General features: G+C 68.2%; 21 protein-coding genes and 1 tRNA gene. 11 read left to right on the top strand and 11 right to left on the bottom strand.

The window, feature by feature from the left end:
• Positions 1–14: 14 nt before the first annotated feature.
• The 4 genes from MC380_RS09995 to rnd all read right to left on the bottom strand — a co-directional run bounded on the left by MC380_RS09995 (position 15) and on the right by rnd (position 4,763).
• Entirely contained in the window at positions 15–1,649 is a 1,635-nt protein-coding gene (locus MC380_RS09995; RefSeq protein WP_242164545.1) for a TldD/PmbA family protein, read from the bottom strand.
• Entirely contained in the window at positions 1,649–3,283 is a 1,635-nt protein-coding gene (locus MC380_RS09990) for a TldD/PmbA family protein (RefSeq protein ID WP_242164543.1), read from the bottom strand. Before MC380_RS09990 ends, MC380_RS09995 begins: the two co-directional genes overlap by 1 nt.
• Before the next feature lie 272 nt (positions 3,284–3,555).
• Positions 3,556–3,631, bottom strand: a tRNA-Ala gene (locus tag MC380_RS09985).
• 13 nt (positions 3,632–3,644) lie between these two features.
• Positions 3,645–4,763, bottom strand: coding sequence for a ribonuclease D (gene rnd, locus MC380_RS09980; protein ID WP_242103439.1), 1,119 nt, complete (start codon positions 4,761–4,763; stop codon positions 3,645–3,647).
• Positions 4,764–4,828: 65 nt separating this feature from the next.
• Between rnd and MC380_RS09975 the strand changes: the two genes are divergently transcribed.
• Positions 4,829–6,724: a formylglycine-generating enzyme family protein gene (locus tag MC380_RS09975; protein WP_242164541.1), complete on the top strand. Its 1,896-nt coding sequence runs from the start codon at positions 4,829–4,831 to the stop codon at positions 6,722–6,724.
• A 70-nt stretch (positions 6,725–6,794) separates the two neighbouring features.
• Complete coding sequence (locus tag MC380_RS09970; RefSeq protein ID WP_242103441.1) at positions 6,795–7,685, top strand: M48 family metallopeptidase; 891 nt, start codon at positions 6,795–6,797, stop codon at positions 7,683–7,685.
• Between the two features lie 748 nt (positions 7,686–8,433).
• Here MC380_RS09970 and phbB (MC380_RS09965) read toward each other — a convergent pair.
• The 4 genes from phbB (MC380_RS09965) to gluQRS all read right to left on the bottom strand — a co-directional run bounded on the left by phbB (MC380_RS09965) (position 8,434) and on the right by gluQRS (position 11,548).
• Positions 8,434–9,174, bottom strand: a complete 741-nt coding sequence (gene phbB, locus MC380_RS09965) for an acetoacetyl-CoA reductase (protein ID WP_242103442.1) — start codon at positions 9,172–9,174, stop codon at positions 8,434–8,436.
• Between the two features lie 75 nt (positions 9,175–9,249).
• Positions 9,250–9,741, bottom strand: coding sequence for a polyhydroxyalkanoate synthesis repressor PhaR (phaR, locus tag MC380_RS09960; RefSeq protein ID WP_242103443.1), 492 nt, complete (start codon positions 9,739–9,741; stop codon positions 9,250–9,252).
• 126 nt (positions 9,742–9,867) lie between these two features.
• A complete protein-coding gene (gene phbB / locus MC380_RS09955) occupies positions 9,868–10,608 on the bottom strand; it encodes an acetoacetyl-CoA reductase (RefSeq protein WP_242103444.1) in 741 nt (246 codons plus the stop codon).
• Between the two features lie 28 nt (positions 10,609–10,636).
• Positions 10,637–11,548 carry a tRNA glutamyl-Q(34) synthetase GluQRS gene (gene gluQRS / locus MC380_RS09950; RefSeq protein WP_242164539.1) on the bottom strand — a complete coding sequence of 304 codons (912 nt, stop codon included), beginning with the start codon at positions 11,546–11,548 and terminating at the stop codon, positions 10,637–10,639.
• Between the two features lie 71 nt (positions 11,549–11,619).
• On the opposite strand from gluQRS, the gene htpX reads away from it, so the two are divergent.
• Entirely contained in the window at positions 11,620–12,519 is a 900-nt protein-coding gene (gene htpX, locus MC380_RS09945; RefSeq protein ID WP_242164537.1) for a protease HtpX, read from the top strand.
• Positions 12,520–12,613: 94 nt separating this feature from the next.
• Here htpX and MC380_RS09940 read toward each other — a convergent pair whose 3' ends face one another.
• Positions 12,614–14,695, bottom strand: coding sequence for an EAL domain-containing protein (locus MC380_RS09940; RefSeq protein ID WP_242164536.1), 2,082 nt, complete (start codon positions 14,693–14,695; stop codon positions 12,614–12,616).
• Between the two features lie 78 nt (positions 14,696–14,773).
• On the bottom strand, positions 14,774–15,811 hold the full coding sequence (gene epmB / locus MC380_RS09935; RefSeq protein ID WP_242103448.1) for an EF-P beta-lysylation protein EpmB: 1,038 nt from the start codon (positions 15,809–15,811) through the stop codon (positions 14,774–14,776).
• An 86-nt stretch (positions 15,812–15,897) separates the two neighbouring features.
• Here epmB and efp point away from each other — a divergent pair, with 86 nt between their 5' ends.
• The 8 genes from efp (at position 15,898) to MC380_RS09895 (ending at position 23,737) form a co-directional block, all read left to right on the top strand.
• Complete coding sequence (efp, locus tag MC380_RS09930) at positions 15,898–16,464, top strand: elongation factor P (RefSeq protein WP_242103449.1); 567 nt, start codon at positions 15,898–15,900, stop codon at positions 16,462–16,464.
• Between the two features lie 150 nt (positions 16,465–16,614).
• Entirely contained in the window at positions 16,615–17,961 is a 1,347-nt protein-coding gene (locus MC380_RS09925) for a TRZ/ATZ family hydrolase (protein WP_242103450.1), read from the top strand.
• Between the two features lie 31 nt (positions 17,962–17,992).
• The gene (gene ubiG / locus MC380_RS09920; RefSeq protein WP_242164534.1) at positions 17,993–18,718 is read left to right on the top strand and encodes a bifunctional 2-polyprenyl-6-hydroxyphenol methylase/3-demethylubiquinol 3-O-methyltransferase UbiG; all 726 of its coding nucleotides are present in this window, start codon (positions 17,993–17,995) and stop codon (positions 18,716–18,718) included.
• A gap of 1 nt (position 18,719) precedes the next feature.
• The gene (gene gph / locus MC380_RS09915; RefSeq protein ID WP_343223566.1) at positions 18,720–19,406 is read left to right on the top strand and encodes a phosphoglycolate phosphatase; all 687 of its coding nucleotides are present in this window, start codon (positions 18,720–18,722) and stop codon (positions 19,404–19,406) included.
• Positions 19,403–20,053, top strand: a complete 651-nt coding sequence (locus MC380_RS09910; RefSeq protein ID WP_242164532.1) for a phytoene/squalene synthase family protein — start codon at positions 19,403–19,405, stop codon at positions 20,051–20,053. Before gph ends, MC380_RS09910 begins: the two co-directional genes overlap by 4 nt.
• A 76-nt stretch (positions 20,054–20,129) precedes the next feature.
• A complete protein-coding gene (gene folE2 / locus MC380_RS09905; RefSeq protein ID WP_242164529.1) occupies positions 20,130–21,053 on the top strand; it encodes a GTP cyclohydrolase FolE2 in 924 nt (307 codons plus the stop codon).
• Positions 21,054–21,104: 51 nt separating this feature from the next.
• Positions 21,105–22,793, top strand: a complete 1,689-nt coding sequence (locus tag MC380_RS09900) for a GGDEF domain-containing protein (protein ID WP_242164527.1) — start codon at positions 21,105–21,107, stop codon at positions 22,791–22,793.
• The gene (locus MC380_RS09895; RefSeq protein ID WP_242164524.1) at positions 22,790–23,737 is read left to right on the top strand and encodes a hypothetical protein; all 948 of its coding nucleotides are present in this window, start codon (positions 22,790–22,792) and stop codon (positions 23,735–23,737) included. The genes MC380_RS09900 and MC380_RS09895 overlap by 4 nt, the downstream gene beginning before the upstream one ends.
• Positions 23,738–24,141: 404 nt before the next feature.
• Here the strand turns inward: MC380_RS09895 and MC380_RS09890 are convergent, their stop codons facing one another.
• Complete coding sequence (locus MC380_RS09890) at positions 24,142–24,927, bottom strand: M23 family metallopeptidase (RefSeq protein WP_343223570.1); 786 nt, start codon at positions 24,925–24,927, stop codon at positions 24,142–24,144.
• Positions 24,928–24,971 lie beyond the last annotated feature (44 nt).

The following is a 24,971-nucleotide window of genomic DNA, read 5'->3' as shown; positions in this document are numbered from 1 at the left end:
ATAGAGGCCGGAAGTCAGCCGAGGCTGCGTGCGGTGTTGATGACGTTGATGCCGGTGAAGCGTGCGGTGCTGGCGCCGTGGGAAACCGCCGACACCTGCGAGGGCTGGCCCTTGCCGTCGAAGAACGAGCCGCCCAGGCGGTAGTCGCTACGGTCGCAGACCGACTTGCAGGCGTTCCAGAACTCGGGCGTGCGGATCTGGTAGGCCACGTCCTCGATCATGCGCGTGACCTTGCCGGCCTTGATCTCGTGGAACAGCTGCCCGCCGAACTGGGCGTTGTAGCGCTGCTGGTCGATCGAGTACGAGCCGCGGCCGACGATATAGATGCCGTCCTCGACGTCGGCCACCATCTGCGCAGGCGTGAGCGCCTGCTTGCCCGCTTCCAGCGACACGTTGGGCATGCGCTGGAACTGCACGCTGCTCCAGGAATCGGCGTAGGAGCAGCCTTGCGACGCATCCAGGCCGATGATGTGCGCCTGGTCGCGCGTGGCCTGATAGTTCACCAGGATGCCATCGCGGATCAGGTCCCAGCGCTGCGCAGGCACGCCCTCGTCGTCGAAGCCGACCGCGCCGAGCGAGTGCGGCTGGGTACGATCGGCGACGATGGTCACCTGGTCGCTGCCATAGCGGAAATCCTTGCCGCGCCACTTGTCGAGCGTGGCGAAGCTGGTGCCGGCGTAGTTGGCCTCGTAGCCGAGCACGCGGTCGAGCTCGAGCGGGTGGCCGACCGACTCGTGGATGGTCAGGAACAGGTGACTCGGATCGAGCACCAGGTCGTACTTGCCGGGCTTGACCGAAGGCGCCTTGAGCTTGGCCTGGGCGTCGCGCGCCGCGGCCACGGCGTCGGCGACAATGTCGTAGGACTGCGAATAGACGACCACGCCGCTGGGCAGCTCGACCCGGTGTTCCGGTCTGGCTTCGAGGAATTCGTAACCCATCCCCATCGGCGAGGACAGGCCGTCGCGGGTCCGGAACTTGCCGCTGGCCTTGTCGACCGCGGTCGCGGTGAACGGCGCCCAGATGCGGTAGATGTCCTGGTCGACGTAGGAGCCGTCGGTCGAGGCGAAGTACTTTTGCTCGTTCACCTGGAACAGGTTCGAAGCGATGAAGCTGGCGCCGGCCTGCATGGCGGCGGCGTTGACCGACAGCAGCAGATCGACCTTGTCCTTGACCGGCACATCCATCGGATTGCGTCGGATCGGCGTGGCCCAGCGCACTTCGCCCACGCCCCTGGCCGGCGCGAGCTGCACTGGCGCGCCGCCGGTGCGGGCATTGGCCTTGGCGATGGCCAGCGCCTGCCGCGCGGCGCCGGCTACGGCGTCCTCGGTCAGCGTGTTGGTTGCGGCGAAGCCCCAGGCTCCATCCGCCAACACCCGCACGCCGATGCCGGTTGACTCGGTGTTGACGATGTTCTCGACCTTGTCCTCACGGGTGTTGATGAACTGGCGCAGGTAACGGCCGATGCGCACGTCGCCGTAGGTCGCGCCACCGGACTTCGCCGCCGACAGGGCGGTATCGGCCAAACGCTTCTTGAGGCCTGCGTCGAGCTGCGAGACCAGTGCTTCGGCCGCCACCGCGCGCGAGAACGGCGGCAGCAGCAGGGAGCCGATGCCGACGCCCGAGCCGACGATGAAGTCGCGTCTGCGCATCAGCCCAGCGAGCGCGCGGTGTTGATCACGTTGATGCCGTTGAAGCGCGCGGTGCTCGATCCGTGCGAAACCGCCGACACCTGGCCGGGCTGTCCCTTGCCGTCGAAGAACGAACCGCCCATGCGGTAGTCGCTCTCGTCACACACGGCCGCGCACGCGTTCCAGAATTCCGGCGTACGGATCTGGTAGGCCACGTCCTCGATCTGCTGGGTGATCTTACCGTCCTTGATCTCGTAGAACAGCTGGCCGCCGAACTGGGCGTTGTAGCGCTGCTGGTCGATCGAGAACGAGCCGTCGCCGATGATGTAGATGCCGTTCTCGACGTCCTTGATCAGGTCGGCCACGGACAGCTTCTGCTTGCCCGGAGCCAGCGACACGTTGGCCATGCGCTGGAACTGCACGCTGCTCCAGGAGTCGGCATAGCAGCAGCCGTCGGATTCGGTTTTGCCGAGGATGTGGGCCTGGTCGCGGATGGTCTGGTAATCGACCAGGATGCCGTCCTTGATCAAGTCCCAGCGCTTGGTCTTGACGCCCTCGTCGTCGTAGCCGACCCCGCCCAGGCTGCCCTTCTGGGTCTTGTCGGCGAAGATCGTGACCTCGTCGCTGCCATAGCGGAACTTGTCGCGGCGCTTGTCCAGGGTGGCGAAGCTGGTGCCGGCGTAGTTGGCCTCGTAGCCGAGCACGCGGTCGAGCTCGAGCGGGTGGCCGACAGATTCGTGGATGGTCAGCCAGGTATGCGAGGGGTCGAGCACCAGGTCGTACTTGCCGGGCTTCACCGATGGCGCCTTGAGCTTGGCCTGCGCGTGTTTGGCAGCGGCGACGGCGTCTTCCTCCATGTCGTAGGACATGCCGTACACGACCACGCCATTGGGGAGGGTGGTCTTGCCGGCGGCCGTGCCGTCCAGGTACTCGTAGCCCATGCCCATCGGCGCCGACAGGCCGTCGCGGGTGCGGAACTTGCCGCTGGCCTGGTCGATCGCGGTGACCTCCAGCGGCGCCCAGATCCGGTGCACATCCTGGTCGATGTAGGAACCGTCGGTCGACGCGAAATACTTCTGCTCGTTGACCAGGAATAGGGTGGAATTGACGAAGTTGGCGCCGGCCTTGATCGCCGCGGCGTTGACGCCCAGCAGCAGGTCCACCTTGTCCTTGATCGGCACCGCCATCGCGTTCTTGACGATCGGCGTCTTCCAGCTCACCTCGCCGTAGCCCGGTGCCTTGGCGAACTGCACCGGCGCGGACTGGATCTTGGCATTGGCCTTGGCGATGGCCGCGGCCTGGCGCGCCGCATTGGCTACGCCGTCGGCGGTCAGCGCATTGGTGGCGGCGAAGCCCCAGGCGCCGTCGGCGATGACGCGTACGCCCACACCGGTGGATTCGGTGTTGACCACGTTCTGCACCTTGTCCTCGCGCGTGATCACGAACTGGCGCAGATAACGGCCGATGCGCACGTCGCAATAGCTGGCACCCGAGTCGCGGGCCGCACCCAGGGCCGCATCGGCAAGCGATTTCTTCATCGCCACATCGAGCGAGGACTCGAGCTCCTCTGCCGCGATCGCGCGGGTGAAGGCCGATGGAACGAGCAGGCCGCCGAACCCGATCCCGCCCAGCGCCAGGAATTGACGTCTATCCATCTGCCGATCTCCCCACAGAACTCGCGCGCTTGGAATGCAACCAGGCAGGGGACGGATCGCGCGAGGGACGCCGTACCACAGGCCAGTCCCGATTCTTGACGCGCGCCACGAGGTGGGTCAACAAACTAACGGCATACGGCCGCGACGGATTTCACCGGCGCCATCACGTTTCCGACGCTGCGGCGGCGACAAACGAAAACGGCGCCTTGCGGCGCCGTCGTCGGGAGATCCATCCGGAGACATGCGCCGCTTGGTGCATGTCTCCGGGAACGTGGTGGAGCGGAGGAGGATCGAACTCCCGACCTTCGCATTGCGAACGCGACGCTCTCCCAGCTGAGCTACCGCCCCACGAGGTTGCGCATTATACGGACGTGGATGCGGTGCGGCCAGACGGCAGCAGCGCGGCCAGCCGCGGTTCCAGCAGTGCGCGGCGCCAGCCCGCGAGCCCCGCGGGCCACTCGCCGTCGAGCAAGGGCTCGAGCCAGCGGCGCGAGGCGAGTACGCCGTCGGGCAGGCCGAGTTCGGCGCTCAGCGCAGCGACGGCATCCTGCAGCTTGCGCATCGCCTGCTTGTCGCGGTCCTCGCCGCGGATCGGCGGTGCGTCGTGCTCGTCGGGCAGCGGCGTGGTCAGCGCCTGCCACAGCGGTGCGCCCAGCTTGCGCGGCGCCTTGGGTTCGGCTTCGAGCCGCGCCTGCAGGGCCGCCGGATCGGCCGGCGGCGTGCGTGCGAGCGCCACCGCCAGTTCGTTGTCCAGGATCCAGCTGCGCGGCCGGTCGCTGTCCCTGGCATGGGCATCGCGCCAGCGCAGCAATCGCAGCAAGCGGTGCTGGCCGGCCGTGTCGAGGTACTGGGCCGCCCGCAGGGGCAGATGCGGCCAGCGCTCCAGCTCATCGCGTTCGGCGTTGGCGACCATGCGTGCGCAATCCTGCGCCAGCCAATCGCTGCGGCCCAGGGCCTGCAGCTGCGTGTCCAGGGCATCGTGCATGGCATGCAGATGCCGCACGTCGTCGGCTGCGTATTCGAGCTGCGAAGGCGACAGCGGGCGGCGCAGCCAGTCCGAGCGGGTCTCGCCCTTGGCCAGGACCACACCCTCGACCTGCTCCACCAGTTTCTGGTAACCGACACCGGCGCCGATCCCGGCCAGTGCGGCCGCGATCTGGGTATCGAACAGGGGTTGGGGCACCACGCCGCAGGCGTGCTTCAGCGCCACCAGGTCTTCGCTGGCGCTGTGCATGATCTTGAGGATGCCGGGCTCGACCAGCAGCGCCGTCAAGGCCTGGGTCATCCCCGGTGCCAGCGGATCGACCAGGAGCACGTCCAGCACACCATCGGCATCGCGCAGCGCGATCTGCACCAGGGCGAGCTTGGGCCAGTAGGTGCGTTCGCGGACGAATTCGGTATCCAGGCCGATGCGGGTCAGGGAGCTTCCGCGCGCAAGGCGGGCGGCAAGGTCGGCGGGTGTTTCGATCCAGTGGTACACGAAGTCGTTCGAGAAAGGACGGGAAGTTGCCGCATCCGGGCCCATAGCCTACCGTGCCGGTGCTCATGACCGGACACGCTTTGCTTCCCGACGGCCAGACACGGGGTCCGCGATGGCGCGCCGGCCTCACGGCATTGCTGGTCTTGTTGCTGGCGGCGTGCGGCGCAAGCCAGGATGCCCCGGCACCCGGCCAGCCGGCGCCGACCGACGGGCAAACCGGGGAAGGCCGCGCCAGCGTCACCATCAGCGGCGACGACCAGCTGGTCGAAGCGCTGACCTGGCGCATCCCACCGGTCGAGCTGGCCGCCGAAGGCATCGGCGATGCCCGTCGGCGCGCGGACGAGGCGCTGGGCGAGGGCAGGCTGCACGAGGATGCGGACGCGGCCATTCCGCTGTACCTGGCGATCCTGCGCCTTGCGCCGGACGACGCGCGCGCCCGTCGCGGACTCGACCGCGCGTTGACGGCCCTGCTGCGTCGGGGCGACGAACAGCTTGCGTTGGCGGGCGAAGACGACGCGGCCCTGCGTCAGGCGCATGCCCTGGCTGCGGTCGCGCGCACGGTCGCCGCGGAGGATGCGGAGGTACGCAGTTATCTGGAACGGGTCGACCTGGCCGACCGGCTGTGGGCGCTGAACGCGGCGGCGGAAGCCGACCTACGTGACGGGCGCTATGGCGCGCAGGGAGGCGGTGCTCTCGCCGGATTCCGCGAAGCGCTGCGCCTGCAGCCGGATCAACCGCGGGCGCTGCAGGGCGTGGCAGCGGTGGAGAGCGGGTTGATCCGCAATGCCGAGCTGGCGGCGGAACGCGGCGAATTCCAGGCGGCCGCGCGCTGGATCGAGCTGGCGGCGCGCGTGCGCCCCGGCAGCGGGACCATCGCCGACGCGCGCGAGCGTGTGGAGGCCGTGCGGCGCGCGCGTATCGCGCAACTGCGCGACGCGGGGCTAAGGGTGCTGGCCGAATACAACGGCGTGCGCAAGGCGCGCGACCAGCTGGCCGAACTGCTGCGCATCGCACAGCCGGGCGACCCCGCAGCGACCGAACTACGCACGCGGATCGACCTGGCGACGCACTATGGGCTGTTCCGGCCGGGCCAGGTCTTCACCGATGCGCTGCAAAACGGTGGTCGCGGCCCGCAGATGATCGTGGTGCCGCACGGCGCATTCCGCATGGGTGCCGAAGCCGACGCGATCGACGCGCAGGATTACGAAAAGCCGGCGCGCTACCTGCGGTTCGATCGCGGTTTCGCGATGTCGCGGCACGAAGTGACGGTCGGCGAGTTCAAACGCTACCTGGCCGCCACCGGCGCGCGCACGCGCGCGGCACGGCGCGGGTATTCGATGCCCTACGACGAACGCAGCGGCAACTTCGTGCGTCGCAGCCTGGTGGGCATCGGCTCGGACTACCTGGGGGGCGTGGCGGCAGACGATCTGCCGGTGCTGCACGTCAGCGCCGGCGATGCCGATGGTTACGTCAAATGGTTGTCGCAGCAGACCGGGCGCAACTATCGCCTGCCCAGCGAGGCCGAGTTCGAATACGCACTGCGCGCCGGCAACACCGGCCGCTATCCGTGGGGCAACGCCGCCGTTCCTCCGTCGCGTGCGGGCAACTTCACCGGCAGCCGCGACCGCTCGCCGGCCGGGCGCACCTGGGCCAACGCCTTTGCCGGCTACGGCGACGGGTATTGGGGACCTGCGCCGGTCGGCAGCTTTCGCGCCAACGCGTTCGGCCTGTACGACATGGCCGGCAACGTGAGCGAATGGGTCGCCGATTGCTGGCACGACGGTTACCGGCGCGCGCCCAAGGATGGCAAGGCCTGGTTCAATCCGGGCTGCAGGACCCGGGTGATCCGCGGCGGCTCCTGGGCCAGTGCGCCGAGCCAGCTGCGCTCGGTCTGGCGTGCACCGCTGGAGCGGGACGTCACCAACGCCCAGATCGGCTTCAGGGTCGTGCGGGATTTGTGAGCGGTCCCTACACAAGGGGTCATGCGAGCATTGCTGCCGGACCACCCATGCCAGCGGGGAGAATGCGCAGATGCGACAAGATCCTTTCGGCCGCCAAGGCACGCCACGGCGCCGCGGCTTCAACCCGCGACTGCTGATCCTGGTGCTGTTCGCCGGTTATGCGGCCTATTACTGGTTCTCGAATCGCAGCACCGATCCGCTGACCGGCGAGCAGGTGGTGATCGACAGGAACATCACGCCCGAGGATGAAAAGGCGCTCGGCCTGCAGGCGTTCGAGGAAATTCTCCAGACCGAGCAGCCGGTCGACCCGAATTCGCAGATCGCCCGCCAGATCCGCGAAGTCGCGCAGCGCCTGATCGCCAAGGTGCCGCAGGTGACCGACGCCGTCGCCGCGGAGCACGGACAGGAACCTTCCGGCATCGAGCAGACGTTCGAGTGGGACGTGGCCGTGCTCAATTCGGAGCAGGCCAACGCGTTCTGCCTGCCCGGCGGAAAGATGGCGGTGTACACCGGCCTGGTACCGATCGCCCAGAATGCCGACGCCATGGCGGTGGTCATGGGCCACGAGATCTCGCACGCGCTGATGCGCCACGGCGCCCAGCGCATGACCCGCGGCAAGCTGGAACAACTCGGACAGATGGCGGGCATGGCCAGCGGCATGGACGCGGGCACGATGCAGGCGGTGATGTCGGCCTACGGCTACGGCAGCGCGCTGCCGTACGCGCGCAGCCAGGAATCGCAGGCAGACGAACTGGGCCTGATGCTGGCGGCGGCGGCCTGCTACAACCCGCAGGAAGCGATCCCGCTGTGGGAACGCATGAGCCAGATGAGCGGCGGGCAGAATCCGCCGGAATTCGCCTCCACCCATCCGAGCGCGGGCACGCGCATCGAGCATCTGCAGTCGCTGATGCCACGAGCGATGGAGTATCGGGCGAAGTTCTGTGCGGGTGCCAGTCAGTAGTCTGACGGGTCTGTTTGCTGCGACTTTGGTTGGTAAGTCGAGCACCAATGGATCTAACGCGTCCCGCGCAGGCGGGGCTGTGGGGGCGCTGGTGGTGCGTTCCTGCTAAGGCCAAAACCGGCTGCCCTTTGGGAGCAGAGCTTTCGCCTGCCGGCGAGTTACTTTTCTTTGCTGGTGCAAAGAAAAGTAACCAAAAGAAAGCACCTTCCTCGTGACGTCAAACCCGCTCATGGGATGTGCGAGTCGTCGCCATTTTCGCAGCGGACATCCCTGTCCGCTCCGAAAACGGCCGCCCTCCGGGTGTCCGGATGCGGATCGCATGCGAAGCCTCGAGAAGATCAAAGGCTAAAGAGCCAGGCAGCCAGGCGCGGTCTGGCGCCGACGGTCCATGCCTTTGACTTTACTGGCCCCGCAGTAGCTGCCAGCACCCGGAAACCCCGAAGGGGCGGCGGCCATGGATGGCCGCCGTTTTCGGATCGAGCCAGGGATGGCGAGTCCGAAAATTGCTTCGCCATCCACATCCCTTGAGCGATCTGGATCCACTGAGGTGCTTTCTTTGCTTACTTTCTTTGCACCAGCAAAGAAAGTAAGTCGCCGCAGGCGAAAGCCCTGCTTCTAAGGATGCTTATTCGGAGCCTACGGAACCCAAAGGTAACGTCCTTGGGTCCTCGCCTGCGCGGGGATGACGGAAATGGGAGTCGCTGCCTCGATGAATCTTGAACGCCGCGTTCGAGCGACACGCGCGGCGTCAGAAACTCATGAACAACCCGCCGTTGACCGGCACGTTCGCACCGGTAATGAACCCGGCATCGTCCGCGGTGAGAAACTCCACCGTGCGCGCGATTTCCGAAGGCTTGCCGAGCCTGCCGACCGGCACCTTCTCCACGATGCCCCGGCGGATTTCCTCGGGCATCGCCATCACCAGTGCGGTTTCGCAATAGCCTGGCGAAACCGAATTGACGGTCACGCCCTTGCGTGCGACCTCGCGTGCCAAGGCCATGCTGAAGCCGTGCATGCCGGCCTTGGCCGCGGAGTAGTTGGTCTGACCGAACTGGCCGGTCTGGCCGTTGACCGAGCTGATGTTCACGATCCGCCCAAAGCTGCGGTCCATCATTCCTTCGACCGCGTGTCGGCACATGTGGAACACGCTGTCCAGGTTGACGTTCATGACCGCATCCCATTGCACCCGGTCCATCTTGCGCAGGGTGGTGTCGCGGGTGATGCCGGCCGCGTTGACCAGGATGTCCAGGCTGCCGTGTTCGCCTTCGACCTTGCGTACCAGCGCTGCGCAGGCCTCGAAGTCGGATACGTCGACGGCTTCGAAATGGATGTCGTGGCCATCGACCGCGGCGTGGAAGTCGGCGATGCGCTCTTCGCGACTGCCCAGGTCGGCGGCCACCACTCGGCGGCCGGCGCGTGCCAGCGCGATGCAGATGTCCGTGCCCAGGCCGCCGATGCCGCCAGTCACGACGGCCACGCGCTTGGTCATGCGTTGCTCCCCTGTATGCGGATCACGCGCGCAGCAGCGCGCGCCTGAAAGAAGGCGACGTCCAATGGGGCGGTATTACTTGGTTTCGGGCTTGGTCGCGCCGGGCTTGCCGGGCGCTACCGGGCGGCCCATGCCGCCGATCAGGTTCTGCTGGAATTCCTTCCACAGTTCCAGGTTGCGCTCGGTGAGCTGGTTCATCATGGTCCACGGCGACTGGCCGAGCACGCCGCCCATCTGCCGGCGGAACTGGTCCTGCTGGTCCAGGAACATCTGCATGCTGCGTTCCAGGTAGCTGCCCATGAAGCCCTGCAGCGAGTCGCCGTAGAAGCGGATGATCTGGCTGAGCAGCTGGGTCGACAGCATCGGCTGGCCGTCGCCTTCGTGCTCGGAAATGATCTGCAGCAATACCTGGCGGGTGAGGTCCTCGCCGGTCTTCGCGTCGCGCACCTCGAACTCCTCGCCATCGACGATCAGCTGGCGCACGTCCTCGATGGTGATGTAGCTGGAGATCTCGGTGTCGTAGAGCCGACGGTTCGGATATTTCTTGATCACGCGGGTCGCAGTCATGGAGCAAAGACTCTAGTGATGCTGGGGCGCAGCATGGCGCAGTGCAGCACCGCTTGCAACAGGGGCCCCGTCCCGTAATCGCTGAATGGCGCCACTGCCGGCGACGGTCCGGCCGCGTGGCGGCCCCTACCAGCCCATGTACTGGCCGCCGTTCGCCGACAGGTTGGCGCCGGTGATCCAGCTGGCCTCGTCCGGGATGAAGAAAGACACCGCGTATGCGATTTCCTCGGGCGTACCCAGCCTTCCGGTCGGGATCTGGGCCACGATCTTCTCGCGCACCGCCTCGGGCACGGCCATCACCATGTCGGTGCCGATGTAGCCCGGGGACACCGTATTGACGGTGATGCCGAACTTCGCGTTCTCCTGGGCCAGGGAGATGGTGAAGCCGTGCATGCCGGCCTTGGCGGCGGCATAGTTGGCCTGGCCGTACTGGCCCTTCTGGCCGTTGATCGAACTGATCTGGATGATCCGGCCCCATTTGCGTTCGCGCATGCCCTCGATGACCGGCCGGGTCACGTTGAACACCGAGTTGAGGTTGGTGTTGATGACCTCCTGCCACTGCTGCGCGGTCATCTTGTGGAAGGTGCTGTCGCGGGTGATGCCTGCGTTGTTGATCAGGATGTCGACCGGTCCCAGCTGTCGTTCGACCTCGCGGACCATCGCCTCGGCCTCCTCCGGCGTGGACACATCGCCCTTCGCGATCGCCACGTCGTAGCCGGCTTCCTTCATATGCCCCTGCCAGGCGCGACCCTTCTCTTCGTTGCGGTAATTGGTCGCGACGCGGTGGCCCTGGTCGGCGAGCTTCTTGACGATGGCGGTGCCGATGCCGCCGGTGCCGCCGGTGACCAGTGCGATGCGAGAAGTCATGTCGTTCCCTCCGGAAGATCGGGCGATTCTAGACACCGGAGATGACATCGGCGTTGTGCAGCGCGGCGAGCGGGATCGCATGCCGGGGAATGCGGGCCGGCTCGAAGCGTTCAACCGCAGCGCGCAGCAGCGCGTCGATGCTGCCCGCGCCCGCCAGCTTTGCAGACGGCTGGCCAAGCGCACGCCAGGCAGTACGCAGAGTGGGCAACGGGTCGCCTGGATCGACCGGCAGCGCCGCCGCCGACTTGGACAGCTTGCGTCCGTCCTCGTCCAGCACCAGCGGCAGGTGCGCATAGCGCGGCGTGGGCAGGCCCAGCAGCCGCTGAAGATGGATCTGGCGTGGGGTGGAGTCGAGCAGGTCGCCACCGCGCACCACATCGGTGACGCCCTGGTCGGCATCGTCCACCACCACCGCCAGCTGGTAGGCCCACAGGCCGTCGCTGCGGCGCAGGACGACATCGCCGGCCTGGCGCCCGACGTGCTGCGAGACCTGACCCTGGACCAGATCGTCGAAGCTCACCCGGGTGCGGTCGCCGATCCGCAGGCGGATCGCGGGATCGGAGCGCTGCGCTCCGGCGACGCATGCGCGGTGGATGCCGCCTTCGCCGACGAGATCGGCGCGGCTGCAATGGCATTCGAACGCATGGCCGGAAGCCAGCAGCCGGTCCAGCGCGGTGCGATAGAGCCCGTGCCGCGCGCTCTGCCGGACGACCGGGCCATCGGACACGAGGCCGAATCTGGTCAGGGCGCGAAGCTGTTGCGCGGCCGCCCCGGCGATCTCGCGGGGTGGGTCGAGGTCTTCGATCCGCACCAGCCATTCGCCGCCGGCCTGGCGCGCCAGCAGCCAGCTGCCGAACGCGGCCAGCAGCGAGCCGAAGTGCAGCGGCCCGGTGGGCGAGGGCGCGAAGCGTCCGCGGTAAGGGGCAGGGTCGGTATTCATCGCTTGAATTTAACCGCGGGTTGCCACACTAATGTCTGGTCCGCGCGTGGTGCGCGGTTATGGAATCGTCCATGTTCAAGCGTGTCGGTTTGTTCCTGCTCACCAATCTGGCGGTCCTGGCCCTGGTCAGCGTCGTCATGTCGATTCTCGGCGTGAACCCGCAGCAATTCGGCGGCCTGCTGATCTTCGCGGCCCTGTTCGGCTTCGGCGGCGCCTTCTTTTCGCTGCTCATTTCCAAGTGGATGGCCAAGCGCGCGACCGGCGCCCACGTCATCGAAACCCCGCGCAACGAGGCGGAGCAGTGGCTGCTGTCCACCGTGCAACGCCAGGCCCAGGCCGCCGGGATCGGCATGCCCGAAGTGGCCATCTACGATGCGCCGGAGATCAACGCCTTCGCCACCGGCGCCAACCGCAACAAGGCGCTGGTGGCGGTCTCGACCGGCCTGCTGCGGGCGATGGACCGCGACGAGGCCGAGGCCGTGCTCGGCCACGAGGTGAGCCACGTCGCGAACGGCGACATGGTGACCATGGCCCTGCTGCAGGGCGTGCTGAACACCTTCGTGATCGTGCTTGCACGCGTGGTCGGGCGGGTGATCGACGGCTATCTGAGCGGCGGCCGCGACGGCCCGGGCCTTGGCTATTACGCCATCGTGTTCGTCCTGGACATGGTGTTCGGGCTGTTTGCCTCGATGATCGCGATGTGGTTCTCGCGCCACCGCGAGTTCCGCGCCGACGCCGGCGGGGCCGCGCTGGCCGGCAAGCCGAAGATGATCGCCGCGCTCGAACGCCTGGCCCAGACCTATGGCGAGAGCACCCTGCCCAAGCAGGTCGCCGCGTTCGGCATCAGCGGAGGCGTCGGCACTGGTCTGAAGCGCCTGTTGATGAGCCACCCGCCGCTGGAAGAGCGCATCGCCGCGCTGCGCAACGCCACGCCCGACATGCACGATGTGCGCCAGGGCGTGGTGGCCTGAGCGCCGCACGGCGACTTTGATGCGGGAGTACGCCGGGCCCGCCGCCGGCGGGCCCGGCTTCATCTGTGTCCGGATCAACGGGCTGAGCGCAGCCTCATTCGAAGTCGTAATTCATCGCCGGCCCGGCCGGCGCCAGGAAATCGCCCTGCACGTAGTCGATTCCGGCGTTGAACAGGATCGACATGCTGGCCGCGTCCTGGACTTCCTCGGCGACGCTGCGGATGCCCGCCTCGCGGCAGCGTTCGCCGATTTCCTGGACCCGCTGCTGGTTGCCGGGATTCTTCGGCAGGTCCAGGGTGAAGCTGCGGTCGAGCCTGACGAAGGCCGGGCTCAGGTGCACGAGCAGCTGCGAGGAGTCCAGGCCGGCACCGAATTCCTCCAGTCCCACGCGGCAGCCCAGTGCACCCACGGCCGCGCTGAACGCCTGGGCTGCGCGCAACTGGGTAAAGACCTTGGCCTCTGATACGGTGAGCACCAGCCGATGGCCGGGGACGCCATGCGTCGACAGGGCCTTGCCCAGGTGCACGAACAGGGCGTCGTCGGCGAGTGAAGCCTGGCTGATCTTGACCATCAGCGTCACCGGTTTTCCGGAACGTTCGCATGCACCCAGTTCGGCCACGGCGCGGCCCACCACCCAACGGTCGATCTGCGCCATCAGGCCGTGCTCTTCAGCCAGCGGCAGGAAGGTGCCCGGGGCGATGGTTTCGCCATCGGCGGACCGCAGCCGGATCCGGGCCTCGTACATGGGATCGGGCTCGCCCCGCAGGCTGATCACCGGCTGGTAATGCAGGAGGAATTCGTCGTCGGCCAGCGCCTGATGGAGGCGTTCGACCCAGGCCTGGATGCGCTCGTCCTCGGCCCGGTCGGTGGCGCTGGGATCGAAGATCTCGTAGCGGTTTCCGCCCACGCCGAGCGCGGATTGCAGGCCCTGATGGGCCTTGGCCAGCACCTGGGTGACGCTGGCGATGCGCTCGCCGATCTGCACGCCGCCGATGCTCACGCTGATGGCGCTGCTGTGCCCACCGATCGTGATGACGTTGCCGAACGCTTCGCGCAGCCGTTCGGCCAGGGCGCTGGTCGCGACATGATCGGAACCGCGCAGCAGGATGGCCAGGGTGTGCTCGCCGAAGCGGGCGGCAAGTGTGTCGGGATGCGCGTCGAGCACGGTCCGCAGGCGTTGCGCCAGCGCCGTGACGATGGCATCGGCCGAATCCAGGCCGATGTCCTGCAGCAGCCTCTGGTAGTGGTCCGGCTCGACCAGCAGCAGGCCGTGGGTGCCCCGGTTCTGCGCGGCGTCGGACACCGCGTCCTCGAGCGAGCGCAGGAAGGTCGGGCGGTTGAGCAGCCCGGTGACCTGGTCGCGCTGGCGCAGCTCCTCGACCTCGCGCGCGAGTTCCGGGTCCAGTTCCTGGCGGCGGAAGACCACCTGCAGGCAGGGCTCGCCCTCGTACATCGCCGGGGTGAATTCCATCGTCGCCGGGAACGGTTCGCCTTGGGCGTCGCGCGCCTCGAGTTCGTAGCGGGCCGGCGGCGGCTCGCCGCGGCTGAGCGATTTGAGCAGGCGCTTGAAGCCTTCCACGTGCTGCGAGGCCACCAGGTCCAGCAGCGACATGCCCTCGACGTCGGCGAAGCTGTCGAAGCCGAACATCTCCAGGTAGGCCGGGTTGGCGCGGATATGCATGCCTTCGTGCACGTAGGCGATGGGATCGCGCGAAGACTCGATCAGCGCATCGCAGCGGCGCTCGGTCTCGCGCACCTGCGCGTCCAGCCTGCGCAGCGCGCGACGGGTTTCCAGGTCTTCCCACTCCAGCCGGATGCTGCGCAGCAGCTGGGCGGGTTCGCTGCGCAGCCCCACGCGGCGGGCCCCCGAGTTGTAGACCTGGGCCGCGCGCGGCGCGTCGACTTCGTCCATCAACCCGACGATCGGGATGTCCTTGTCGCTGGACGCCACTGCACGCATCACTTCGGCCAACGGGATACTGGTTGCGCTGTCGGAGGCCAGAACCAGGTCCACGGCCTGTTCGGCCAGCATCGTGGCCAGCTCGTCCGGATCCGTCGGCCGCAGCGGACGCACCGCCACGCCGTTGTTGCGCAGGGCACTGACGATGGCCTCGGCGTCCTCGACGTTGTCGTCGACGATCAGCAATCGAAGCGCGGATTCGGCACTGCTCTGCATGCGGGGCTGCGGTCCGGTGAAGATTGCGTTATGCCACGAGGCCTTGGTGCGCGTCCAATGGCGGGCAGCGGTATCGGCTCAGAGCGGACGCTTGCCGGGATCGCCTGCCACCTCGCGCACCAGTCTGGGCACCAGGTAGCCTGACAGCCTGGCTGCGAGCGCCGCGTGCAGGGCGCGCGCGGTGGTGTCGTCCACCTCGAAATGCGCTGACCCGGCGACGCGGTCGAGCTGATGCAGATAGTAGGGGAGCACGCCGGCGGCATGGCCGCGTTCGCTGAGCGCGGCCAGCGCGTCCACGGAGTCGTTGACGCCGCGAAGCAGCACGGCCTGGTTCAGCACCAGCACGCCCGCGCTGCGCAGGCTGGCCATCGCCGCGTCCACCTCGGCGGTCCACTCGTTGGCATGGTTGGCATGCACGACCACGGTCACCGGCCAGGGCAGGGCGCGCAGCCAGGCGACCAGCTCGGCGTCCACGCGCTCGGGCAGCACGATCGGCAGCCGCGTGTGCACGCGTAGCCGTTTCAGATGGGCAATGCGCTGCAGCGCATCGGTCAGCTGGGCGAGCTTGGACGTGGCAAGCGCGAGCGGATCCCCTCCCGACAGGATCACCTCGTCCACGCCGGGGTCAGCGCGCAGCGCCGCGATCGCGTTCTGCCAGCCGTCGCGCGCGGCGGTTTCCGCGGCGTAGGGAAAGTGGCGGCGGAAACAGTAGCGGCAGTGGATCGCGCAGCTGCCGGTGGCGATCAGCAGTGCGCGCCCGTTGTACTTGCGGATCAGTCCGTCGCCGGCCCTGGCGGCCATGTCGCCCACCGCATCCAGGTCGAAACCGGGCACGATCCGCTCTTCGTCGTCGAGCGGCAGTACCTGCCGCAGCAGCGGGTCGTGCGGATCGCCATGACGCATGCGCGCCACAAATCCGCGCGGCACCCGCAGCGGGAAGTGCGCCGCAGCCTGGTCCGAAATGCGCGGGGCCAGGGCTTCCAGCCCCAGCATCGCGAGCAGCTCGCGCGGGTCGCGAACGGCTTCGCGCCAGTGCTGCTGCCAGCGGGAAGCGGCTTGCGCAAGGGGCGCAACCGTGTCCTCCGGCTGCAGCCGGATGGGGGCAGCAGGTATCATGTCGGGCTTGAGTTGTGCCGGCCGCGCCGGAATTCCAGAACCTTCCCATTCTAGCCGCCCGCGCGCGGCCTTCAGCAGGAGCACCCATGGCCAGCCTGGGCATGAACGACGTCAAGACCGGACAGAAGATCCTGGTCAACAACGAGCCGTGCATCATCACCGAGACCGAATACGTCAAGCCGGGCAAGGGCCAGGCCTTCACCCGCATCAAGTACCGCAACATCAAGAATGGGCGCGTCGTCGAACTGACCATGAAGGCGACCGACAACCTCGAAGTGGCCGACGTGGTCGATACCGACATGCAGTACCTCTACGGCGACGGCGAGTACTGGCACTTCATGAACCCGGAAACCTTCGAACAGGTCCAGGCCGACAAGGCCGGCATGGGCGGCGCCGAGAAGTGGCTCAAGGGCGAGGAGGAATGCGTGGTGACGCTGTGGAACGGCGTGCCGATCGCGGTGCAGCCTCCGAATTTCGTCGAACTCAAGATCACCGAAACCGACCCTGGCGTGCGCGGCGACACCTCCGGCGGCGGCGGCAAGCCGGCGACGCTCGAGACCGGAGCGGTGGTGCGCGTCCCGCTGTTCGTGGGCCAGGACGAGATGATCAAGGTCGACACCCGCAGCGGCGAATACGTCAGCCGGGTGAAGTGACTGATTCATAGCGCCCGCATCGCGGGCGAGTGATGAATCAGTCATCCCCGCGCAGGCGGGGATCCAACCACATTGATGTTTGCGCGTCGTCGTGGATGCCTTAAGGACACCGGATTCGCGCCTTCGCGGGAATGACGAGCAAGAAGCAGAATGACGGATCATGCCACCCCAGAGCCCTGCGACCTGCTGATCGAAGCGGGCTTCGTTGTCCCGGTCGAACCGCATGCCGTGGTCCTCACCGACCACGCCGTGGTGGTGCAGGGCAGCGTGGTGCTCGCGGTGTTGCCGGTCGCAGAGGCACGGGCGCGCTTCGACGCGGCGGAAATCGTTTCGCGACCGGACGCCGCGCTGATGCCGGGCCTGGTCAACGCGCATGCCCACAATCCCATGACTCTGCTGCGCGGCATCGCCGACGACATGCCGCTCAAGGCCTGGCTGCAGCAGCACATCTGGCCGATCGAGGCCGCGGTCATGGGTCCGGACTACGTGGCCGACGGCGTAACCCTGGCCATCGCCGAGATGCTGCGCGGGGGCACCACCTGCTGCAACGAAAACTACTTCTTCCCGGACGTGCAGGCGGCCACCTACAAGCGCCATGGCTTCCGGGCGCGCGTCGGCCTGCCGGTGATCGATTTCCCCAGCGCCTGGGCCAAGAGCGACGACGAATACTTCGACCGCGCCGGCGAAGTGCACGACCAGTGGCGCGGAGATCCGCTGGTCGCCACCGCGTTCGCACCGCACGCGCCCTACACCGTGGACGATGCCAACTTCGAACGCGTGCGCATGCTCGCCGACCAGCTGGATGTGCCGGTCCACCTGCACCTGCACGAGACCGCGCAGGAAGTGCAGCAATCGATCGAGGAGCACGGCCAGCGCCCGATCGCGCGCATGGACCGGCTCGGCCTGCTCAACGACCGCCTGATCGCGGTGCACATGACCCAGCTCACCGAGGCGGAAATCGCGCTGTGCGCCGAGCGCGGCGTGAGCGTGGTGCACTGCCCCGAATCCAATCTCAAGCTGGCGTCCGGCTTCTGCCCGGCCTGCGCACTGCAGCGGGCGGGCGTGACGCTAGCCATCGGCACCGACGGCGCTGCCAGCAACAACGACCTGGACATGATGGGCGAGATGCGCACCGCGGCGATCCTGGCCAAGGCGGTCGCACAGGATGCCGCCGGCTTCGATGCGTTCAGCGCGCTGCGCGCCGCGACCCTGGGTGGAGCGAAGGCGATCGGTTTCGACCACCTGATCGGCTCGATCCAGCCGGGCAAGCAGGCCGATCTGGTCTGCGTCGACCTGGCCGCGCTGGAAACCCAGCCGTTGCATCACGTCGTGTCGCAGCTGGTCTATGCGACCGGGCGCCATCAGGTCAGCGATGTGTGGATCGCAGGGCGGCGCAAGCTGCGCGACCGGCAGCTGGTCGACATGGACGAGGTCGGCATCATCGCCAACGCGCGGCAGTGGCGCGAGCGGATCGGCGCGATTGACCTGCCGGGATGAGCCCGTGCCCGGGTCTGCGAGAATGGTCGGTATGAGCGACGCAACGCCATCCCCAAACGACAACTTCCGCCAGAGCGAACTCGACAAGTTCAATGATCTGGCGCAGCGCTGGTGGGACGAGAACGGACCGCAGAAGGCGCTGCATGCGCTCAACCCGGCGCGGCTGGGCTATGTCGCCGGCCGCATCGACCTGCAGGATGCGCGGGTGCTCGACGTCGGCTGCGGGGCCGGCCTGCTGAGCGAGGCGCTGGCGAAATCCGGTGCGCAGGTCACGGCCATCGATCTGGCGCCCGACCTGATCAAGGTGGCGAAGCTGCACCGGCTCGAGTCCGGGGTCGAGGTCGACTACCGCCTGCAGTCGGCCGAGGCGCTGGCCGCCGAAGCGCCGGCGAGCTTCGATGCGGTCACCTGCATGGAGATGCTCGAGCACGTGCCCGATCCGGGCGCGATCCTGGCCGCCTGCGCGGCCCTGCTCAGGCCGGGTGGACGGCTGGTGGTGTCCACGCTCAACCGCACCCCGGCGGCGTTCGCGCTCGCCATCGTCGGCGCCGAATACGTGGCCCGGATTCTGCCCAGGGGCACCCACCAGTACCGCGACTTCATCAAGCCCTCCGAGCTGGCCAAATGGCTGCGCGAGGCCGGGCTGGAACTCGAGGACGTCAGTGGCCTGATGTACGAACCCTGGCGCAACAGCGCACGCGTGGTCGCGCGTACGGATGTCAACTACCTCGCCTGCGCGCGCAAGCCCGAAGCCTGACGTGAGCGTTCGCGCAGCGCCCACTGCCCGCTTCCCGAGGCTCGCCCTGTTCGACCTCGACGGCACCCTGCTCGACAGCGCGCCGGACATGGCGGCCACCGTCAATCGCATGCGCGCAACACGCGGCCGCGGTCCGATGCCGCTGGAGGAATTGCGCCCGCATGTGTCGAGGGGTGCGCGTGCGATGAGCGCGGCGGCCTTCCCCGAACTCGGCGGCGAGGTGCCGCCGGAGACGATCCGGGAATTCCTCGATGCGTACGAACTGGAGCTGGGACGCAGCGGCGCGCCGTTCGATGGGGTCGAGGAGCTGCTGCGTGCGATCGAGGACGACGGCGCGCGCTGGGGCATCGTGACCAACAAGCCCGAGTACCTGGCCAGGCAGTTGCTGCCGATGCTGGGCTGGCAGGAGCGCTGCGCGATCCTGATCGGCGGCGACACCCTGGCGCAGCGCAAGCCGCACCCGCTGCCCCTGACCCATGCCGCCGCGGTCCTGGATGTGGAAGTCGAAGACTGCGTCTACGTGGGCGACGACGAGCGCGACATCGCCGCGGCGCGTGCCGCGGGCATGCGCTCGGTGGTGGCGCTATGGGGCTACCGACTGCCGCACGAGGTGCCGACGGAATGGGGCGGTGACCTCATGGCCGAAACCCCCATCGATCTGCACCGGGCCGATCGCTGGCCGCGATGAGCGATCGCAGCGCCTTCGAGGACTTCGCCGCGAAGTGGCGGGCGCGCTGGCCGGAGTGGGCCATCGCGGAAGTATTCGCGCCGGCGGCGCAGCGGGACGTCGCGGCGGCCTGGTTCGCCCTGCTGCAGGAATTCGCCGACGCCGCCTGGGGCGGCAGCGATCCGGCGCCTGGGCTGGCGAAGCTGGCCTGGTGGCAGGAGGAGCTGCGCGGCTGGGCGAAGGGCGCGCATCGCCATCCGCTGGGCAGCGTGCTCCGGCCCCGGCCGGCTCCCTGGGGCGCGATGGCCGACGCGATGCCCGCGCTGCGCTACCGGGAACTCCCGCGCGACCCGACCGCTGCGCTGGCCGTGCTCGAACCCCTGGGGGAGGGCTGCGCCGGGATCGAGGCCGTCCTGTTCGATGCCTCTTCCTCAGCCACGGGTGCGGTGATGGCGATGCTGGCGGGCGCCGCGGTCGATGCCGGAGGTGCCAGCACCGCGGCCGCGCTGCGCGCCCGCTGGACCGGCGGGCCCGCGGTGGCGATCCCGGCCCGGTTGCGTGACCAGATCGTGCGCCGGCGCCTGGAAGCCGCGGCCACGGGCGCGGCGTGGCAGCCGGCCAAGCGCTGGGGCACCCTCTGGGGCAGCTGGCGCGCCGCGCGCAACTGAGCGTTTCGCGCGGGTTCGGGGCAGGCCGGCGGCGGATCGCTACAATTTGCGCTTCGTTTCGCCCCCGCCTGCATCCGTGACCCCAGGAATCCCACGCCCGCTGCCCGATGTCGCCGCCGATGCGGTCGCGCTTGCGCGGCCGCTCGACTGGGTCGGCATGGACGGGATCGCACTGCCGCTGCGCGTCCAGTCCGACGACGGCAGCACGATCCAGGTTGCGGCCGCCGTGGACGTGGCGGTCGACCTGGTGGATGCAGCCGCGCGCGGCATCCACATGTCGCGCCTTTACCTGCAACTGCAGCAGGCGCTGGCCAGCGAGCCGGTCACGCCGGCCGGCCTGCGCCGCGTGCTGCAACTGTTCGTCGAATCGCAGCGCGGCGCCTCGACGCGCGCACGCCTGGCGATCCGCTACGACCACCTGCTGCTGCGCAAGGCACTGGCCAGCGACAACGCCGGCTGGAAGCGCTATCCGCTGGTGATCGAAGCCGAGCTCCTCGAAGGCCACCTGCACCTGGCGCTGCGTTTCGCGGTCGAGTATTCGAGCACCTGTCCCGCATCGGCCGCCCTGTCGCGCCAGCTCAACGCCGAGCGGTTCGCGGCGGACTTCGCCGCGGCGCGGCCGCTGTCCACCGCGGTGGTGCACGACTGGCTCGCATCCGAGCGCGGCCTGGCCGCAACCCCGCATGCCCAGCGCAGCCGTGCCGACATCCGGGTCGAACTGAAGCCGGCCTTCGAGGTGCTGCCGGTCACCGCGTTGATCGATGCGGTGGAAGCCGCGCTGGCAACGCCGGTGCAGACGGCGGTCAAGCGCGAAGACGAGCAGGCCTTCGCGGAACTCAATGCGGCCAACCTGATGTTCTGCGAGGACGCCGCGCGCCGCGTGGCCGCAGCCCTTTCGCACGATCCACGCGTACTGCGTTTCGATGCCACCGTGTCGCATCTAGAGAGCTTGCATGCGCACGATGCGGTCGCTCGGGTCTCGGGGGTCGGCGCAAGCTGATCGTCGCCGCGGGCAGCGGCGACAGGGCGGCCAGTGCGCTAGCATGGCCGGATGGGGAAGGGGGATCCCAAGGGTGCCACGCGATGGCGCGGCTGGCTGCTGCTGGCGGCCTTGACGGCGTGCGCGTCGCTGCGAGCCGGGGCGCTGGAAGTGGCGCGCCTGCCGACGCCGGCGGAGCCAGAGCAGGTTCTCTCCGGACAACTGGATGGCCAGTTCCAGGTCCGCCCCGTCGCCGTGGTCCAGGAGGTCTCCCACCAGCCGCGTTGGTGGCGGGTACGCACGAGTGCCCGCGTGGATACCCAATCCGAACCCCTGCTGCTGCTCGATGGCCCGTACATGACCCGGGTGGAAGCCTGGACGCCGGGCGCCGCGACCCCAACGCGACACGCCATCTATGGCGACGACATGGATCTGCGCTATTCCTCGCGTGCCCTCGCCATTCCCTTGCCGCAGGGCCTGCCCGCCGGTGCATCCGTCTACCTGCGCGTGAGCGCGCCCGGCGCGGTGCCGATGGCGGTCTCAGTGCAGGGCCGAGATGAGGTGCATCGCGCCGACCTCATCTACGTCGCCTGGCGCACCATGATCCTCAGCGCCATGGTGGTGTTGGCGCTGCTCGCGCTCGCGTTCTGGGCGGGGGTGGGCGAGCGCAGTTTCGCGTTCCTCGCGCTGACCCTTACCTGCGCCGCGCTCTACATCGCGGCCATGGGCGGGGAAATGCGCGGCATTCCATGGCTGGATGCGCTGTTCGGGCAGGATCCACGGGCAACCCGGGTGGTGGGTTGCCTGGGTGTGATGGCGAGCAATGTGTTCATGCGCATGTTCCTCGACCTCAGGCGCCAGGCGCCTCGGATCGACCGGATCCTGCATTGGCTGACGCTGGCGATGGGCGCGACGGCGCTGTTGAACCTGGCGATGGATCGCGGCGAGTTCGCGATGTTGGGCAACCTGCTGCTGGTGCTGTCGGCGCTCGCCGTGTTCGCCGCGGGTGCGGCGACCAGCCTGAAGGGCCATCGCGCCGCGCGCTTCCTGCTGCTGTCATGGCTGCCGCTGATCGTGATGTGCATTCTCAAGGCGCTGCAGCTGATGGGTTTCATCGCCGGCGCCAGCTGGCTGACGCATGCGCTGGCCGCGAGTTTCGCGCTCGCCGGGCTGCTGCTCACGATCGGGTTGTCGGACAAGCTGCTGCAGCTGCGCCGCGACCGCGACCACGCCAGCCGGCAGGCGAGCACCGATCCGCTGACCGGCGTGCTGAGCCGTGGCGCCATCGAACGGCGGCTCAAGGAAGAAATCGCCATCGTCCAGGCCACCGGACGGCCATTGTGCGTGGCATTCGTCGACATTGACCACTTCAAGGGCATCAACGACACCCACGGACACCACGTCGGCGATGCCTGCCTGAGTTACATCGGCCAGCGCGTGCGCAACCGCCTGCGCACCCAGGACCTGCTTGGCCGATACGGTGGCGACGAGTTTCTCGTGCTGATGCCCGATACCGCGCTGGCCGATGGCGCAGCGCGGTCCGAACAGATGCTGGCGGCGGTGAACTGCCGCCCGTTGTCGATCGATGGATTGCTGGTGGCCGGCAGCCTGAGCATCGGCCTGGCCCAGCTGCGCGCCGGCGAAACCGCGCAACAGCTGCTCGCCCGCGCCGACGCGGCCCTGTACGCGAGCAAGGCGGCAGGGCGCGATCGCGTCAGCAGCGAACTTTCCCCTCAGGCAAACGCACAGGCACGCGCATGATCGAAACCGTCGGTACATCCAGCACTCAAGCTGTGGCAGCAAGCGACCTGCAGGTCGGCGATGTGCTGTTGATGCTGGGCGAAGGGCCGCTGTCCCAGCTCATCGCCTGGTGCGGCGACTCCATCTACAGCCACGCCGCGCTGGTCGCCGATGGTGGCGATCTGATCGAAGCGTCCGCCAGCGGCGTGCGGCGTTATCCGTTGGTGCAACGACTCGCCGACGAGGTCAACTATCACTATATCGATGCCTTTCGCCCGCTGGCCCACGACGGCAGTGTGCTGGACGATGGCGATCGCGCGCTGGTACTGGCGCACGCGCAATCGCTGCTCGGCATTCCCTATCCACTGGACATGCTAGCGACCCTGGGCGTGGTGCTGGCGGTGCGCGGCAAACTGCCTGGAGATCCGGCCGTGCGGCTGGTGATACGCGAGGCGCTGGATCACGTGATCCGCAACGATCCCACCCATATGGTCTGCAGCGAAGTGGTGTACCGAAGCTTCGCCGAATGCGCAGCCGATCCGCGCGGAAGTCTGGCGCCTCGGATCGTACTGGAGCCTCGCGGCACGGCACCGTTCCCGGATATCGACTGGAAGGCGTTGTGGGACGAGGTCTGGCCATTGCTACGGCCGGAACGGCAGCAAGCGCTGCGGGCTGCAGCACCACAGACGGCTGCCAGGGCTGGGGCGCCGCCTTCCGCAATCGTGGCCCCGGTGGGCGCGGCCGACAATGCCACCATCGAGGACGACGCATTGCAGGCCGAGCTGGCGCTCGCTCGACAGGCCTTGGGCGTCCCGACGATGCCGCCGCTGGCCAGGGCTGCGCGTGGCGTCGGCGGACAGCAGCCAATTCCCGATCCCAATCCCAAGCTCGTGACGCCGCTCGATCTGGCCGCGACCCCCTCGCACACCGCGCTGGGCAGGCTGATGCAGCGGCCGGGCGGCTAGCCGGATCCATGCGCGCGTTTCGCGCTGCGCGCCGTCAATCGCGCCGGGCGCGTTCGAGCACCAGGATCGACGCGCACGTCGAACCGCGCTGCGGGTGGACTCGCTCGCCGATGCAACCGGCGCGCCGCAGCGCGGGAGGAATCACGGCTAAGGGGCGGAGGCTTGTCGCGTTCGAGGACAAGGAGCGCGTCGAAGCGCACATCGAACCGCGCCGCTACTGCAACACGCGCGCCTTATCCTGGAACGCGCCGCGGCGCGCGATAATGGCGAAGCTTCGAGATCTACTGTCCGCGCTCGAGCACCAGCAGCGGGTCGATGCGCACATCGAACCGCGCCGCCACTGCACAACAGGCGCCTAGCTCTGAACGCGCCGCAGCGCGCGATATCGCTGGCGCTGCGGGAATTTACTGTCCGCGTTCGAGGACCAGCAGCGGGTCGATGCGCACGTCGAACCAATTCATCCCCCAATGCAAATGTGGCCCGGTCGCGCGCCCCGTCGCACCGACCGCGCCGATGACGTCGCCCTGCTTCACGGTATCGCCGACCTTCACGTCGATCCGCGAGAGGTGCAGGAAATTACTGCTGATGCCGTGACCATGATCGAGCACCACGGTGCCGCCGGTGAGATAGAGGTCGCCGTCGGCGAAGCTGATCACGCCATCGGCCGGCGCCTTGACCTGGGTGCCGTTCGGCGCTGCGATGTCCATGCCCGAATGCGGCGATTTGGGAGTGCCGTTGTAGACGCGCTGGTTGCCGAAGCGCCCGCTGACGCGGCCTTCGACCGGGCGAATGAAGTGTTGGGCGAAGCCGACACGCTCATCGTCGCGAGTGCGCACTGCGCTCACGAGCGCCTGTTCGCGCGCAATGCGGTCGGCGATCGCCTTGGGTGGGTTAACCGTGGCCGGTGGCACGCCGTCGATCCTTTCGATGGGCCAGTCGCGCGGAACGATGGCGATGCGATGCTCGATCCAGTCGCTGGCGGGCTGCCTGATCCGCAGTACGGCTTCCCCGGTGGCGTCGCGGCCGATGCCGAACGCGAAGCTGCCGTAGGGCGTCACCCGCAGGCTGCGGCCCGCATACTCGACGATCGCAGCCGGGTGGGTATTGCCGATCACCATCGCGCCCTGCGAGGCAGACGCCGGCAGTCGTGTCGCGCGGGCAGGGATCGCGCCGTCGCCGCCGATCGGCACATGCGGTCCATCTTTGGCCACCTGTGCGACGGCGCAACCGGCGG

Origin of the sequence: Lysobacter sp. M15 (genome assembly GCF_022662515.1) — a bacterium.
Lineage (GTDB): Bacteria > Pseudomonadota > Gammaproteobacteria > Xanthomonadales > Xanthomonadaceae > JAKPBU01.
The sequence above is the reverse complement of the archived record's forward strand: the minus strand, read 5'-3'. Positions and strand labels throughout refer to the sequence as shown.